The following is a 16,018-nucleotide window of genomic DNA, read 5'->3' as shown; positions in this document are numbered from 1 at the left end:
TATGTGGCAGTTCCCTATAACCAAATCGATCCCTGAATGACCTTTGGGTGCACGTTTCGACACCAGCCATTCGGAAACAAAAATAGAGTTCGGGACTTTGCTTCCGAACCCTTTTCGTTCAGCCACGGTTCGTGGCCTAGTTTTCCGTTAGCCTGACGGGGCCGGCCAAAATCATCGCCACGTTCCCATTTAACCGCGTTGTCACCGGATCGACTTAAGGTAACCGTGCCCCTGGCATGGTTCAAGAGCACATCCCCCATCTCTAGGAACTCACCGGGAACAGAATCGTCATCACCTGATCCAAGATTTCCGTCTCCGAATAATGCCGTACGTCGCGTTGTAACGCGTAGCTATCACTCCGGAAAAAGGCAATGAGCATGTCCGCCTTAAACGTCACCGCGGCCGGCGCCAATTGCGGGTCGGCCCCCTGAATCAGATCCGCAAAGAGGTGGACTAAGTCTTGATAATCTGGTCGTTGATAATACTGACTTGCCGGCTCCAAACTCCCTTTGGGCAGGACCTGATAACGGTTCTCCCGAAAAGCCAGGTAGGCCCTTAGCGCGTGCTTCAGCGCCGGTCGATCAAGTGGGTGAGTCGTTAAATAGGCCCGTTGCTGACTGACATAACTGCCTAATTGGTCATAGGCCAGGGCTAAAAAAAGATCGCCCTTGGTGGGAAAATTACGGTATAACGTCCCGACCCCGACCTGGGCGGCCTTAGCAAGTTGCGCCATGGTGACATTAGCCGCCGTTTGTTCGCGAAAAAGTTGGTTAGCCGTGGTGAGAATTTTTTGTCGATTTTGCTGAGCATCCTGTCGCATCGTGATCATCTCCTGATTGACAGAGTCGATTTTTCCTTCTAGTATAGCATTATACTAAACGGAATATATTCCGGAAAGGATTTTTTCATGTCAGCACAATCCCGTCAACGCATCGTTTTAATCATTGCGATGCTCAGCTACTTTTTAACCGCACTCTCCAATTCCATCGTCCTCACCAGTTTAACTAAACTTACCGCGGACCTTTCCCTCACCCAGGTCACCTTGCCGTGGGTTCAAAACGCCTACGGCCTCGCCTTTGGGAGCTTTTTACTCATCGGCGGGCGGCTCAGTGACGCGCTGAGTCGGCGACGTATCTTAAACCTCGCACTAGTCATCTTTATGGTTGGCTCACTACTCTCCGGCTTGGCGCCCAACGGCCTCGTCATGATTACCGCGCGGTTCCTTCAAGGGATTGGCTCGGCGTTATTGGCCCCGACCAGTATGGCGTTACTGATCGACTACTTTACGGGTTCCGGTCTGGTCAAGGCCATCGCCTGGTACAGCTCCGTGGCCGGCTTGGGGTCTAGCGTCGGCCTGGTTGTCGGGGGCGTTTTGGCCAGCTACCTATCTTGGCGGATCGGCTTTTACCTCAACGTGCCCCTGTGCCTGCTCATGCTGGGCTTGGCCTGGTGGGCCTTACGCGAGAGCCCGACTCCTACGCCCAGTCCCCTGGATGTCTGGGGCACGCTGACCTCGGTACTCGGCTGTGGTTTATTGGTGTACGCCCTTAACGGTGCGACTCAACCGCTGGTGACCTTACTCGTTGCTCTGGTGATTTTGGCCGGCTTCGTGGTGACCGAAAAACGGAGTGCCCACCCCATTTTGCCACTCAACATCTTTAACAACTGGACCCGCACCAACGGATACCTCAGTCGGGCCATCCTCAACGGGGCGGTCATGGGCTATTGGTTCTTTATCTCGGAATACCTGCAACAGGCCCGGCACTACACACCGTTTAAGGTTGGCCTGGCCTACCTACCGTTGTCGCTGACCATGTTTCTGGGTGCGATGATCGTGCCCCGCTTGATCGACCGGTGGCAAAATAAACGCGTGCTGGTCGCAGCCGTGGCCGTGGAGTTTGTCGGCTTCGCGCTAGCCTTGATTACGTTCGGCCAGACTTATTGGCCTAGCGTTGGGATCCCCATGATGATCATCGGGATTGGTCAGGGATTGGCGCTCGCGCCCTTAACCAACATGGGTATCGACCACGTCTCAGCCGACCGGTCCGGCGTGGCCTCCGGGCTGGTCAATGCCGCCCATCAATTGGGTGGGGTATTAGGGCTGGCGTTGATGGTCAACGTTGCCGCCAGTCTGTTCTCCGCGCAAGCCATTGCTAGTCAGTTTCGCGTCGCCCTCATGATCGCGTTAGCCATGGTCGCAGTGGTGACGGGGCTAGCCTTGACGGGGAAACGGAAGAGTTAGAGCTAATCGCTGAACCGTACAACTCAAATTAGTTAAGCCCCCTCATTTTCATCTCATGGCCAGGTTTGCTAGACTGAACCTAACAACCTGTTTACGGGAGGCTTCACATGACCAAACCACAACTCATTCGTCTAACGTGCGCCGGACTACTCCTCAGCGTTCTGATTGCCGCGGTGTCCGGTGTCTTCATGATTCTGGAGGGGGAATTGATCACCCTTTTTTGGACCACGATCCCGGCAAAATTAACCATCGATTGGCCCTACTACTTACTATTATGTGGTCTGGGCGCCTGGCTGCTAGCCCGCCTCAATCGGCGCTGGGGGCCCATGCCCGCCACCGCGCACCAAGCCATGGCCGAATTGCGGCAGACCCAGACCGTGCAGTACCGCGACACCTTTAAAAATTTGGCCGTCGCGCTGGTCATTTTAGCCGGTGGCGCGGGCGTCGGGCCCGAAGCCGCGCTGTTAGGCGCCGTGGTGTCCCTGTCCGTGTGGGAAATGGACCGGCTACGCTATTTCTACTTTAATCACGAGACGCTCAAAACGGTGCCGGTCTACCGGCAACTCTGGTGGCTAATCGCACCGACTGGTCACCTTCAACGCTACCGTTCGACGCATAGTGTGCCCACCGAACAACTCGGAGCGAAGAAGCTCAATGCGCTCTTTATCGCCAACGGGCTGGTGGCCTTCTTTCTGCTGATGCGAGCCATCGGCCATCCCTCGTTTATCACCAAGATGGGGGCTTCGCACTGGACCTGGCAACAGCTCTGGGTGGTGATCCCGATTCTGCTGGTGAGTCTACTGGTGGGGTGGCTGTACCATTGGGGCAGTCGCCAGTTGCACGCTCTGCTGCAACGACTGCCTCAACGATTTCCGCGGCCGTTTCTGGGCGCTGCCGTGATTTTCTTATTCGCCATTTTGGGACCACGCCTGTTATTTTCCGGGCAAACGTTCATGGCGCTGATTCCCCGGGTGAACGGCCACCAGACCGCGGCGGTGATTCTGGCGGCCGCCGTCTTAAAATTGATTTTCCTTCAATTGTGCTTGGCGACCGGCTGGATTGGGGGGGACATCTTCCCAATTGCGTTTGCGTCAATTCTGTTTGGCTTCGGTCTGGCCCAATTGCTGCCGGGCTTTGACGCCCTGCTTATCGTGGCCGTCGTAGCGACGAGCCTGGCTACTAGCCTGCTGGGCAACATTTGGGTCGCCGGCATCTTCATCGCTTTGTTCTTCCCGGCCAACCTCTTGCCAGTGATTGCATTGGTGTTGGGGTTGCGCTGGGGCGGACAGCGGGGATGGCGGATGTGGTGTCAGCGGGGCCAGGCAGGATAATAACTTAATCGCTAATATGTACTGGCACGTCTTAGACCATTAAATTTGTCTAGGACGTGTTTTTTACTTGTGTACTTATTTTTCCATTATGAAATCTTCGCAGCCACTCCTCTAAAAAATCCCCCTACAGTTTAATAGGTTCAATGTCTTTCAACCGTCATAACGACTAATCGTTTAGGTGGGTCTTACGTCACAAAATAATCCGTCAAAAAAAGTTTGTGACGAGACCCCCATCTAAATTCCTAGATTGATTCCCACTTAACTAATCTCAAACCATCCTTTTTACCATTTAGGTGGGTATCACGTAACAGGCCGTTACGTGATACCCACCTAAATACACTACTGTCACCGTTCAAACAAACCTCAGCCGGTATCTGCACACACTTTATAACGATTGAAGCCTGCAAGTTACGGAACCTACAGGAAGTTGTTACGCCACCCTCACTTAATTGTAACGTCATCCCCACCATCGCGTTACGTAAGCCCCACTTAGATGTAACATCACCCCCACCTAAAGGAAAATAGCGCCATATTTTCCAACGGTTTCTAGCTCTTTAAAGGAACCCCAAAGGAGACAAAGACGTCCTAAAGAACCCCAGAAAGGACCACCAGTCTAAAAATTTTTTCGAGTAATTCCAGAGTGGGTGTCGCGTAACAAACCTGACTTTTCTCCCTTGTTTTGTCCGCCAATACCATGGTAAATTGTGAACACTAAAATTTTCGAAAGCCAGGTGGAACTGTCATGTCCTTCTCAGAATCCTCAGTTCAACAAGCGTCACATCCCTTAGGCTACGACGTCGTTAAGTGGGACAATGCCATGAACGACATTAGTTTAGCCTCCCTCTCCGTTGTAGAGATGAATCTATTTACCGCCATCTGCGCCCAAATCGTTGAACGCGAAGCCGATGAAATCCACCTCAGCTATTCCGCCTTACGTGAACTGATGCAGTACAAAAATCGAAGTACCAAACGCTTTGCCAAGATGGTGCTTAACGCAACCCGTCAAATTCGGCACTTCTCCGTCAGCTACAAACACGGAACTAAGATTGGCGAAGGTCAATTATTCTACAACATTGAAGCGGATACCGTGACCGGTGACGTTACGGTAACTGTCAACCGTAGGGTTCTAGGCGTATTAAATGACTTGACTAATAACTTCACTCTCTTCCTTCAACCCGATTGGGTCCGCCTCAACAGTAAATATGCCAAGATGATTTATCTCATGGTCATGCAGTGGCGGACCACCGGTCGAACCATTACAATTTCCGTTGAGGACTTTCGGCGGCGCTTAGGAATTCCCCAAACTATGAAAACCGCTGAAGTGACCCGCCAAATTATTAAACCAACCGTTAAACAACTCAATACTAACGGGTTAATTCCTAATTTTAAGATTACCCCGATCAAGGAAGGTTATTCATATACGAAATACCAGTTAAGTTTTGATCCCCTCCCCCGGTTAAAAAATGTGACGTCCCATCAACTTGCACGGATTAACCGTCTCTCGGAAATCGCAACGGCTAAAAATCCAGCTACTGCCAACCAGTTTGACGAAACCGAACGTCGAATCTTAGCTAACGGGGCGCTTAATGGGCCGGAAGCCCACCGTCGCGTACAGCAAAATCGACTGGAACAACAACGCCAACTACCCCAAATTCCCATTTTTAAACTCACAGACTAATCCTTTCTCTGATGGGTCCTAATCAGTCACCCCTTGCCATTTACGTTGGTTATGACCATATCAGGTAGCTATTCTTAGAGTCACAATCGACTTTAAGGAGATGGCTACGATGTTACCAATTACTGACCATGCAGACGATATTTTGAACGATCCTCGGGGAATAGCCGTGATCAATTTTCTGTTTGGTGCCCAAAATCCCCAAACCGACTATTCTCACCCCCGAAGAGTCACCCCAACGTTTATTAAACACATCCCGAAACTACTTGAAATTTTTAATCATTCACTAGTCGACCAATTCAACCAGCCGGTACCACCTATCGAAACCGTTTGTGATCCCCGTGTCACCTTATCTCAACGAGTAATTTATCTAACTCAAGCACAAACGGAACACCACATTCATAGTTTCTTCGACCAAACGCCTGACAGTTGGGTCATTCACGTCCTCTATGTTTTACGCTTTGTTCTTGACTGGTACGATTACGGTGGGCAGGTCTCCATTCGCGTGGCCCAAGAAGGCTACACGATTTTTCACCCAAATTCAAAATCGTTTCTAGATCCCGAATTTTCTCAAGACTAATCGATTACGATTAAGTAACTTAAATATGTTAAACTATCATAGAAAGCGCTTTCTTAAAATTTGGAGATGATTAATTTGAAGTCAACCATTAAGCTAAATGACTTACTACATTTGTCAGACCTGAAACACGTTAAGATTAATTTCAACGTGAGCAATGGTGAAGAGGATCCTTTAGAGGTCTACAAACAAAATCCAGACGCCATCAACCATGGCTGGTTATTGCATAAAGGTAACAGCGGCAATAACGATTTTCCCGTTGGCACAACAATGGTTGGACTTGTCCGTCTGAGCAATAACCCAGACCTTTGGTTGCTAACTACGGTGGCTGAAATCACAGAGTCTTTTCCTGCCACGGATGCAGTTGGCTACAAGAGCCATGACCTAGCGGAATATGCCGCCTATTACGGTCGCGTTATCGTCCATTTCCACAACCAGGCCATGACAACCAATCGTTGGGCTGAATCTATTTTAGATGACTTAACGGTAGATCAAATTCTCCCAGAAGTTCTCCAAGACGATGCCTTTCCAGGTTACGAAAACGTTCGCTTGTCATACGCTCAACTTAAACAAGTTATTGACCATCAGAAACCGGATTGGATTGCTGCTCTGGAAAATCAAAAAGCGGTCTATTTGATTACAGATACCAGTAACGGTAAATTATACGTTGGTTCTGCAACTTCAAAGGAAAATATGTTGCTAAGCCGCTGGACCACCTATGTAAAAACGGGACATGGTGGCAACGAAGGTTTAAAAGCCCTCACTTTCGAGCATATTCAGCAATATTTCCAATACTCTATTCTAGAAAATTACAATAGTCGCGTTGACGACGACACCATCCTGGCTCGCGAAAGCTGGTGGAAAAAGACGCTAATGACCAGATCATTCGGCTATAACCAAAACTAACGTAACGTCTATTCAAAAGGCCTCATGCTCCAAACTAGGTAATCGGTTTGGGGCATGAGGCCTTTTTTATCTAAAATTTGGCTCATGAGTCAAGTCATAGTACCAACCTTCACTATTCAGATACGTAGTATAGATCCAGGTGGTAAATGGTGGATCTACCTGTAAACCGCCCCGATTATTAGAAAAGTCCACCGACCCCAACGTCCAATGTCGATGGCCATCTAAGTTTTTCCACTCAGCACGCATGACGTAAGTATTGATGATATCGGTTCCCTTGTAACCGAAGTTGTACCAGCCATTATGTTTGGTTACAAAATAATGCTGCGGACTAATGTGACTGTGGTGCCACTTTCCCGTTCGTTTAGTTTTATCAGCAAAATAAACGGTTTTCTTGGTAAAGTGTAGCCGAGAGTAGTGCCAATGACCGTTCACATCTTGCTGATACGAGTACCAGTAACGGTGATGACGTAACGTCCACGGATTTGTCCGGTAAGTCTTGGCTTGTACCGTTGTAGTGGTCATGACGGCCCCCACCAATAAACTACTCACAACTAGACCTACTGAAACGATTTTATGCATACGCTCGCATCCTTTCACGGTTCTTACCAGTTAGTCTACAAAACTCGTTATGACAAATCTAACCGTTTTTTCCTTCAACAGATGCCGGATAATTGGCCAGCATCTGTTGAATCCGTTCTCGCATTTCTGCCACTAGCGATGCCGGGGCGAGAACCTTAACCATCGGGCCTTGGCCCAACAACCAAACCTTAGCTCCCTGATCAACTGCCGTTGTTTCGATTAACCTCGTGTGGGGCGTTGAACCCTGCCCAATTACTTTGGCCGTAGGGAACCGATCTAACGCGGCCTCGACGCTCCCCGCGTACTCGAACCGGATTGTAGTTTGTTCCCCTGATAACATATATTGAATCACCTGACGTAACCGGCCGTCTTCGAATCGGTCGGTTCGGTCCCGCTGAATCGTGGTGGTCGCCACCCGCACGTGCCGAATCCGATCGACACGGAAAAAAAGGTGGGTTTTGTATTTAGGGTAATAGGCCACTAGGTAAAAATAATATTCCGAAAAAATGATAGATTCCGGTAAGATGGTTCGGCTAACCAGCTGATGACCTAGCCGTTCGTACGTGATGGTCAGTGTTTGGCGGTGTAAAATCTGTTGACTTAACTCCCAAATACGCGTTAAAAGCGGTTGCTGATGGTGAACGGGCGTGTAGTAATACCGTTCATTTTTAATGATAGGTACCAGTACTTCGCGGTCCGCTTGAGGAATCAACGCTAAAAGCCCGTCGATGGTCTGCCGCATTTCATCCGTTGTCAGACTCCGACTAGCTAATAAAATTTTGATCAAAATCAACAATGATGCTTTTGAAACGCTACTCCGGTCAAGGGTCAACGTATACCCCTGATACTCCGATTGGTACGTGAGTTGATACATAGGCCATTGATCGGCAATAAAAGTTCGCAACTGACTAATATCTCGTTGAATCGCGCGTGGGGTAATGCCAAAGTGTTGAGCTAATGCCGTCTTATGAACCACCTGATTCGTTAACAGTCGTTGAAAAATATAGAGTTGTCGATACGCTGCATTGGCCATGAGCCTAACCCGCCTTTCATCGATTACTGATTATTATTTAAGTAGACATATTTGTTCTCCCCTAAATTGTATGCTTAGCTTAATCACTTAGCAATGGGAGGAATTACACATGGATAATCCAATGAATTGGCATCCCCTATATCGCGAACTAGCCACTATTATTGGTATCACCAATACCCAACGACTGCACCAGGTTTTTGGTGGTTCTCAAATAAATTTACCGAAACGGTTACTAGATCCCCATAAAGAAGCCAATTTGATTTTTAAAGAATACCAAACTGGTCAAACGGTTCATCAATTAGCTTACACACATCAGTATTCCGAGCGAAACATTCGGCGGATTCTCGCTCATTTTAAAGAATAGAGGAGCTATAAATCACATCATGAGGTATCAGGCAAGTTCACCGTAATTTTAACTAGTCGCCTACGAGCTTCGTCGAATAAAAACGAACTCGTACCGAATTATTGGATCATTCCCTCAATGCGATAACAACTGATTCTTTGCTATACTGGAAATATCGTAAAATTCCACTTAAGTCAAATTGATTTTTGAGACTAAAGGAGTGTGCTTGAGATGGAAACACAAGAATATTTTCTGGGTTGCAACTACATTATTGATTTAGTTGGTGGTAAGTGGAAACCATCTATTATTTGCTCACTTGGCTTAGGCGATAAACGGTTTGGGGAACTGCGGCAGTACTTTAAGCGGCTTTACGGGGTCGCCCCAGCGGAAAAGGTTTTAAGCGAACAGCTTCACCAATTAATCAATCACAAACTAGTCAAACGTACGAGTTACAATGTGATGCCCCTGAAGGTCATCTACTCGTTAACCGACGAAGGTCGTAACTTAAAGGTCTTACTTATTCAGATGACTCAATTCGCGGAATCGATGCAAGACGATTCTGTTCACTTCAAATACGGTTCCGATGCCATGCTGGGATTAGTCGATTTGAACACCCCAAAAGAGTCATCAGATTAGGTAATTCCGATTCGGCGCTCACTAGATTGTTGATCTAGTGACATTTAAGCCAGTCTCTCTCCTTACTTGCTGGTAAGTAACTTACAAAGAAGTGCCTACTATTCGTAAGTAGAAGTTCGTTGTAAACTAGTTAGTGAAATAATAAACAAAAGGGAGTTTTCAATTATGACTAGCTTAAATGATCCACTGACTTTCCGTCATGGTGCCACACTTGATAACCGGTTTGTCCTGCCATCAATGCTAACGAACAGTGGTGAAGACGGCTATGTTACCCAAGACACGTTGGAATATTACCAGACTCGGGCTAAGTCCGGTAGTATGCTAATGACTGAATACATGTACGTTACCGAAAACGGTGGCCCCGCGTTGACTTGGAAACGTGGCCGCGAACAATTAGCAGCCTATGACGACAAGTTCCTACCCCAGTTAAGGAAACTAGCTCAGACGATGAAAAGTGCTGGTAATAAAGCGATTATGCAAATCGCACATACCGGTCGGGAAGCCAATTATCGGGCCATGCAGGGAAAACAGGTCTATGCCCCGACAGGTTTGGAAGATGGTAGTGATTTTTCATTTCTTCCTTACAAAGTCCATTCATTATCCGACGAACAAATTCAAGAAATCATTGCTGGCTTTGGTCAAGCGACTAAGCGAGCCATTGACGCTGGTTTCGATGGAGTCGAAATTCACGGCGCCAATCATTACCTGATTCAGCAATTTGTATCCGCTTACTCTAATCACCGCACTGATCACTGGGGTGGTTCCGTTGAGAAGCGCATGAACTTCCCGTTAGCGGTGGTTAAGACCGTGATGGAAGTCGTCAATAAGTACGCACCAAAGGACTTCATCGTCGGTTATCGGATTTCCCCAGAAGAAATTCATGGTCAAAATGTCGGCTACACTTGGCACGAATCTACCCAATTGATCAATCAAATCACTAAACAATTTGATTTAGACTACGTTCACCTTTCAATGCTAAATTTTGACTCTAAGCCTGGCGACGCGTTATTGCTGGACGCCGATGGTCAAGCAGCTAATAAGTTCAAAGACTCTGATAAACCCTTTGCCACTCTTTTCCAGCCCTATTTGAATGGTAGCAAGGAAATTATCGTTGGGGGCATTACTAGCAAGGCTAAGGCTGAAGCCGCCTTAGCTTTGGCTGACCTGGTAGCCGTTGGTCGGGAAAACATCATTGATCCAGACTTTGCCCAAAAAATCTTGAACCATCAAGAAGACCAAATCGTCACGACATTATCTGTTGAGCAAGCTCAACAGAATCACATGACACCAGGACTAATCGACACCTTCTCTGGACCAACCGCGGCTATCCCACTATCAGGTGCTGAGAATATCCAATCGTTACATCAAGGGTTCGGTGGTTGGACTGAAATGACCTATCCCCAGAATAGTGAGACGAAATAATCTACTTGGTTATCACTGAGAAGTCAAAACGCTATCCATTAATTCTATAATATCTAAAAAGCTCGCTTATAATCTAAGCGAGTTTTTTTAGAATAAAGTTTTGGAAAAACGAGCTTTAATTGTTCAAGTCAATTCTCATTTTCTTAATACCAAAACCCTCTAATTAAACTGATCAGTGAAGCGTTCTATCCAATCACCAACCAACTCATCATCGTCGGGAAACTGTTCTATGTCCGCCTTCATGGCATTATACTTTTGCTTGGCTTCACTTGCCGTACCGGCAAATGCCGTATGCATGAATGCCCCAAATACACCACACGTTATCGAAAACGGTGCAATTTTCCCATCCCGCTCAAGCGTTATGCGGCTCACGTCGGGTAAAACTTCATCTTGTAAAATAACGCCCTGCTCACTGCCCAATTGCCCTATCGTTTCACCTGAATTTACCTGTTCCCACGTCATCGTGTCCCCCCTATTCCACACTAAAAGACTCAGCTGTGCCATCCAATCTAGTTCAATCTATCGTTACCAACCACGATTCGTGTCTACGACCCACTATCCGAAAGCAGGTTATTGTTTATAGAAATTTCCAACATAGTGCTTTTTACCGAATGCGTAGTAGGACCCGTGATCGGTCAATTTGTGAGAATACACCTTCATCGATTTATGACTTTTAGCCAACACAACGCTATACCCCCAGACGCCCTTTTCAAAATTTGGCGCAATATTTCCATAGATATGGTAGTGGCGATTTTTAGTTTTTCTATAAGCTAACGAGTCTGTTTTACCATCATAGGCACCGTAAGGCCCACTATTATATTCATTCATTTTATGCTTATTTAGCATAAAATCTTCCAGATGAAATTGCTTATTCGTTATGTACAAATCGGTGTACCAGTACCGATTACGTGAATTGCTATACTTCTTTGCCGTTTTATGAGTTTTGGTTTGCCAAGATCCTTTTAGAACCGCAGGCGCCCGGTTAAAATGTGGAGCATCGGCATTAGCGGTCGTCTCAGTTAATCCCCCCAGTAAGGCACTACAAACTACCGTGAGCGAAAACATAAGCATCTTCTTCATAGTAAACACTCCTAACAACTTTATTAATTTCATTATTAGGCGTTTATTCGGTAAAGTCAATCTTCATCTTTCCTCCGAAAGTCCCCGTTCATTTAAAGCCAGCATCTATCCTACCGAACTCGAATTTAACGATTAAGCAGCTTACTGTAGCGCCATCCAGTGCTGACCTTGACCAAGCTTCAATTCTCGGGGTCCTTTACTGAGGCCAGGTCTGCTTCTTGCGAGACCCGCACATTACTCCAATCTAGCTTCTGGTAGTCCTGGGTAAATTGCTCAACATATGTACTTGCGTAGTAATCAAGGAGTTGCATGCCAATTTCTGACACGTACAGACTAGGGGTTTCCCCAGATCGTTCTAGGCTAGCAATTAAGCCAAAAGCAAAAAGTTTGCGCATGACTCGATTGGTCGTTTCTTCCACCCCATTCACCACTATGCGCTTATGCTTATAGGGATCCCGTACTTGGTAAAATAGCATGCCCTCTTTTTCTTCGGTAAAAATCCCATACAAATCATCAATCTGAAAATAAACATGATGGCGGTGGCTAAAAATCATCACGGACAATACGAAATAATCGGCATAGGTTAACGGGGTCCAACTGGCTTTTGGGAGGTACAATCGCAGCTGGGCTTCAAGTCTTTCACGGTGGGTCATCGCAAAGGTTGGAATCGATAAAAAACCACTTTTAGCCGCGTGAGAGCTTATTCGGAAGGTGACAAATTTCCCCTGCTGATTGACTAAGCAGACGTAGAGTGATTCACTTTTACGAGTCCGATGTACGGCCAAAAACCGATCTTGCGGCCCCATCGCCGCAACCACCACCTGATACACATATAATTCCCGTTTCTTCAACATTCCCTTACCTTCTTTCTTCATCTCGGAAGACAGTTCACAATGACCGTGATCCCCCATTACAGTTTAACCTGTCACTCTTATTTTTTGTGATTCAACACCTCGTCTTATCGATTCTAAGGCGACAAAAAAGGAACCCCATCAAGATTGAATGGAGTTCCCGCTAATTCTAATTAACTTTACCTCTAATACGAATGTACCTTAGCCTGTTTCTGGGTGCGATAGTACGGAATATCAAACGTAATGTGTTTGGTGATTTGAGTGTCCACAATTTTCTCATGCTTGCCGAGCACTGGTTCGACCAGCGAGTAAGCTAATTTTCGTGGTTTATTCGTAACACTTAGATAAATCAAGGCGCGGTCATAGTAAACGCCGAGACGGTAGTGCCCCTTGATCTTAACCAACTTGTTGGCCACCTTAACCGGGTAACCGTTAACCTTATTTTTAGTGATTTTCAATCGGTCCATTGAACCGGAAGTCCCACCCGTATACTTTTCGTACGCATACCAGGTTCCCCGATATTTTTTGGCAAGCGTCCGTTTCGTGAAACCGTTTTGCTTTAGCGTTTTAGCACTATAAGTTGAAGCCGGCATCCCGGCATGGGCGGTCGTTAAGTTGAGTGAGTCCAACGCCAAAAACAACCCCAGCGAGGTCCCAATGACTAGCAGCGTTGTTAGAAGTTTCCTATTTTTCACGATAATCTTCTCCCCATCATTAAAAATACTTAATACGTTAAACGTATCGCCATTTTATCTAATAATCAATCTGGTAAATTATTTTGAGTGGTCAGTAGCGACGCATTAACGGTTGAACTGTCACCTATGGGTATCCTAACCGCGTTGTTGATGAGCCAACTATGAGCGCGTTTAAGTAACTCGCTTTCCGTGACCATCATCGGCGCGTAAAAAAGCCAGCGTCCCTCGCTTCGGACGCTGGCTTGCTAATTTTTAAATGAGTGACCACAGATGCGTCCAATGGTGGTTATGTTTCACGTGAAACACCGGAACAACCGTGTATTATGGCTCAAGTTCAGAATCCGCCGCGCCATCCCCCCCAATACCGGATGTTATTGCCTAGAAACGCTTCTAAAAATCATCGCTTATAACTCAGGAAAAACGATGAACAAATTCATCAATCCAAACTTCTAATTCCTCTAACTCGTCGGGAGACTCTTCCAGCGCAGCCTTCATGGTGTTGTACAGCGAATACTCATGCGCCTCATCCGTAAAAGCCGTATGGACGAAACTGCCATACAACCCACAAGTTATGGTAGATTCAGACCGCTTTTGTTCCAACGTGATTCGCCCCACCCCGGGCCACACCTCGTCCTTTAAGATGATGCCATTCTCCGTTCCCAATTGGCCAAGCGTTTTCCCCTGCTCAGCTGGTACCCAGTTAACCATTTTAAACGGCTCCCTTCAGACAGTTGCCTCGTTCTCAAACTTCCACGGATAGTAACGATTAGATACGTTCGTTATACGGAATCTTCATCCAACTATTTTTTGGCGCGTCGAGGTTAACCGCGTGGCAACGTAATCAGGTTCCTTTTCGACAACATAGTGGGCGCCCCAAGCATCCAGCACTTGGATCACGGGGCGCAGACTGTTCCCATCATCCGTCAGACTGTACTCAACCCGCGGTGGCACTTCCGGATAGACCCGCCGCGCAACCAGCCCATCCGCTTCCAGCTCTTTTAGACTCTGCGTCAGCATTTTCTGACTCACGCCAAAGACCTGTTCCCGCAAGTCACGGTAACGACACGTGCCCTTGAGCAATTCACGAATAATTAAAATTTTCCATTTACTACTCAACATCGCAATGGTGATGGCACACGGACAAATCGTCATCGGTTCGTTTTTTTTCATGTTTTTTAGCTCCTCTAAACGCTGTGGTGGTCCAATTCCTACTTTTAAGTGGCTAGCCAACAAAAAAGTGGTCTCTTACTAAAAGTAATTAATACGGTTATGATAGCATCGTTCCTAAAATTCGTCATGAAGAAGGTTATGCAACGATGGAATTTCAAGATGTTTTAGCAAATCGTCACTCCGTTAGAGCGTTTAGTTAACGACTGACACGATCACCAAAATCGTGCAGGCTGCTGGGACCACCCCATCGTGGGCCAACGATCAAATTTGGCAGGTCGTGGTGGCGACCGGTGAGCACCTCACGCAAATCAAACGGGCCCACCTGGCGGCCCTGCAATCAGGGCGTTCAGGGTATTCGGAGTTCCCACCCCTTCATCGAGACGCTATGGCCGCGCAGGGACGTTCCAACGTGCGGACTTGGTCCACTGACCTGCAGACGTTTCTCGGGCCCCAATACGGCCAGATGACCACCGCCTCGGCCCAACTCTTTTCCGCGCCCGCTATTGCCTATCTGTTGATGCCCGCCAAGGCCTCGCTGTGGACCGCCTACGACCTGGGCGCCTTCGGTCAAACACTCATGTTGGCCGCGACGGCGCTGGGAGTCGACTCGATGCCGGCCGCGGAGTTCGTCGCTGACCCGCAACAATTACACACGATTTTAAACGTCCCCGCCGATTACCAATTTGGGATGGGGATTGGATTAGGCTATCGCGATGAGCAAGCCAAAATCAATCAATTCCGCTCCGAACGAATGCCGCTTGACCGTTACCTTACCATAACTGACTAGAAAGGTCGTCTAACCATGAAAAATATTTTAATTATTGGTGCTACCAGTCGCATTGCTCAGTGGGCGGAACGAACCTTGTTGCGCGACCAAGCTGTTCAGTTAACCTTGTTCTTACGAGATCAGGCAAAATTGCCTGCCGATTTAAAAACCGCTAAGATTTTGGTCGGTGATGCCACCGATTCGGCGCAAGTAACGCCAGCGATTCAGGGACAGGACGTGGTGTACGCCAGTCTAGAGGGCGATGTCGTCACGGCGGCGAAAACCTTAGTGACGGTCATGAACCAGCAAAACGTTAAGCGGCTGATCTGGACCTCCTCACTGGGCATCTATGATGAAGTTCCCGGCAAATTTGGCGAGCTAAATAACCGGGCGTTACCCGACTATTTAAAGACCTATCGGGCCGCGGCAGACATCATTGAGGCCAGTGACTTGGCTTACACCATCATCCGTCCCGCCTGGCTGACAAACGATGATGAGGTCAGCTACACCACGACGCACCGTCACGATGCCTTTGTGGGCACCGAGGTTTCTCGCCAAAGTATTGCGGCTTACGCGGTCAGCCTGATTCAAGATCCGACCTTAGACGTCCGTGATTCCGTTGGCGTTAGCAAGCCCGGTACGGACGGCGATCGGCCCCGGGTCGCGGTAATGACCGGAAATGGGTTTGATCCGGATATGTAAACCAGCTAAA

General features: G+C 47.6%; 19 protein-coding genes. 10 read left to right on the top strand and 9 right to left on the bottom strand.

Annotated elements, in window-relative coordinates; translation table 11 throughout:
• Positions 1-262: 262 nt before the first annotated feature.
• The gene (locus FD25_RS03080; protein WP_057801185.1) at positions 263-820 is read right to left on the bottom strand and encodes a TetR/AcrR family transcriptional regulator; all 558 of its coding nucleotides are present in this window, start codon (positions 818-820) and stop codon (positions 263-265) included.
• 87 nt (positions 821-907) lie between these two features.
• On the opposite strand from FD25_RS03080, the gene FD25_RS03075 reads away from it, so the two are divergent.
• The 5 genes from FD25_RS03075 to FD25_RS03055 all read left to right on the top strand — a co-directional run bounded on the left by FD25_RS03075 (position 908) and on the right by FD25_RS03055 (position 6,731).
• Complete coding sequence (locus FD25_RS03075; RefSeq protein WP_057801183.1) at positions 908-2,242, top strand: MFS transporter; 1,335 nt, start codon at positions 908-910, stop codon at positions 2,240-2,242.
• Between the two features lie 107 nt (positions 2,243-2,349).
• Complete coding sequence (locus FD25_RS03070; protein ID WP_057801181.1) at positions 2,350-3,573, top strand: chloride channel protein; 1,224 nt, start codon at positions 2,350-2,352, stop codon at positions 3,571-3,573.
• Between the two features lie 742 nt (positions 3,574-4,315).
• Positions 4,316-5,251 carry a replication initiation protein gene (locus tag FD25_RS03065; RefSeq protein WP_057801180.1) on the top strand — a complete coding sequence of 312 codons (936 nt, stop codon included), beginning with the start codon at positions 4,316-4,318 and terminating at the stop codon, positions 5,249-5,251.
• 109 nt (positions 5,252-5,360) lie between these two features.
• Positions 5,361-5,828: a hypothetical protein gene (locus FD25_RS03060; protein ID WP_057801177.1), complete on the top strand. Its 468-nt coding sequence runs from the start codon at positions 5,361-5,363 to the stop codon at positions 5,826-5,828.
• 66 nt (positions 5,829-5,894) lie between these two features.
• Entirely contained in the window at positions 5,895-6,731 is an 837-nt protein-coding gene (locus tag FD25_RS03055) for a GIY-YIG nuclease family protein (RefSeq protein ID WP_057801832.1), read from the top strand.
• A gap of 66 nt (positions 6,732-6,797) precedes the next feature.
• Here FD25_RS03055 and FD25_RS03050 read toward each other — a convergent pair whose 3' ends face one another.
• Both FD25_RS03050 and FD25_RS03045 read right to left on the bottom strand, forming a co-directional pair.
• Positions 6,798-7,310, bottom strand: coding sequence for a hypothetical protein (locus tag FD25_RS03050; protein WP_057801175.1), 513 nt, complete (start codon positions 7,308-7,310; stop codon positions 6,798-6,800).
• 58 nt (positions 7,311-7,368) lie between these two features.
• Positions 7,369-8,343, bottom strand: a complete 975-nt coding sequence (locus FD25_RS03045; RefSeq protein WP_057801173.1) for a helix-turn-helix transcriptional regulator — start codon at positions 8,341-8,343, stop codon at positions 7,369-7,371.
• Positions 8,344-8,452: 109 nt separating this feature from the next.
• On the opposite strand from FD25_RS03045, the gene FD25_RS03040 reads away from it, so the two are divergent.
• The 3 genes from FD25_RS03040 to FD25_RS03030 all read left to right on the top strand — a co-directional run bounded on the left by FD25_RS03040 (position 8,453) and on the right by FD25_RS03030 (position 10,744).
• The gene (locus FD25_RS03040) at positions 8,453-8,707 is read left to right on the top strand and encodes a Mor transcription activator family protein (protein WP_057801171.1); all 255 of its coding nucleotides are present in this window, start codon (positions 8,453-8,455) and stop codon (positions 8,705-8,707) included.
• Between the two features lie 210 nt (positions 8,708-8,917).
• The gene (locus tag FD25_RS03035) at positions 8,918-9,322 is read left to right on the top strand and encodes a winged helix-turn-helix transcriptional regulator (RefSeq protein WP_057801169.1); all 405 of its coding nucleotides are present in this window, start codon (positions 8,918-8,920) and stop codon (positions 9,320-9,322) included.
• A 165-nt stretch (positions 9,323-9,487) separates the two neighbouring features.
• Positions 9,488-10,744: an oxidoreductase gene (locus FD25_RS03030; protein ID WP_083484066.1), complete on the top strand. Its 1,257-nt coding sequence runs from the start codon at positions 9,488-9,490 to the stop codon at positions 10,742-10,744.
• Positions 10,745-10,903: 159 nt separating this feature from the next.
• Here the strand turns inward: FD25_RS03030 and FD25_RS03025 are convergent, their stop codons facing one another.
• From FD25_RS03025 to FD25_RS03000, 6 genes are all read right to left on the bottom strand, one after another.
• A complete protein-coding gene (locus FD25_RS03025) occupies positions 10,904-11,206 on the bottom strand; it encodes a hypothetical protein (RefSeq protein WP_057801165.1) in 303 nt (100 codons plus the stop codon).
• Positions 11,207-11,314: 108 nt separating this feature from the next.
• A complete protein-coding gene (locus tag FD25_RS03020) occupies positions 11,315-11,824 on the bottom strand; it encodes a hypothetical protein (protein ID WP_057801163.1) in 510 nt (169 codons plus the stop codon).
• Positions 11,825-12,003: 179 nt separating this feature from the next.
• The gene (locus FD25_RS03015; protein WP_146999913.1) at positions 12,004-12,699 is read right to left on the bottom strand and encodes a hypothetical protein; all 696 of its coding nucleotides are present in this window, start codon (positions 12,697-12,699) and stop codon (positions 12,004-12,006) included.
• Between the two features lie 161 nt (positions 12,700-12,860).
• Complete coding sequence (locus FD25_RS03010) at positions 12,861-13,370, bottom strand: hypothetical protein (RefSeq protein WP_057801159.1); 510 nt, start codon at positions 13,368-13,370, stop codon at positions 12,861-12,863.
• 411 nt (positions 13,371-13,781) lie between these two features.
• On the bottom strand, positions 13,782-14,078 hold the full coding sequence (locus tag FD25_RS03005; RefSeq protein WP_057801157.1) for a hypothetical protein: 297 nt from the start codon (positions 14,076-14,078) through the stop codon (positions 13,782-13,784).
• A gap of 84 nt (positions 14,079-14,162) precedes the next feature.
• Positions 14,163-14,540, bottom strand: a complete 378-nt coding sequence (locus FD25_RS03000; protein ID WP_057801154.1) for a winged helix-turn-helix transcriptional regulator — start codon at positions 14,538-14,540, stop codon at positions 14,163-14,165.
• Between the two features lie 211 nt (positions 14,541-14,751).
• On the opposite strand from FD25_RS03000, the gene FD25_RS02995 reads away from it, so the two are divergent.
• Entirely contained in the window at positions 14,752-15,327 is a 576-nt protein-coding gene (locus FD25_RS02995) for a nitroreductase family protein (protein WP_083484065.1), read from the top strand.
• Positions 15,328-15,342: 15 nt separating this feature from the next.
• A complete protein-coding gene (locus FD25_RS02990) occupies positions 15,343-16,008 on the top strand; it encodes an NAD(P)H-binding protein (RefSeq protein WP_057801151.1) in 666 nt (221 codons plus the stop codon).
• Positions 16,009-16,018 lie beyond the last annotated feature (10 nt).

The organism is Levilactobacillus acidifarinae DSM 19394 = JCM 15949 (genome assembly GCF_001434835.1).
Taxonomy (GTDB): domain Bacteria; phylum Bacillota; class Bacilli; order Lactobacillales; family Lactobacillaceae; genus Levilactobacillus; species Levilactobacillus acidifarinae.
The sequence above is the reverse complement of the archived record's forward strand: the minus strand, read 5'-3'. Positions and strand labels throughout refer to the sequence as shown.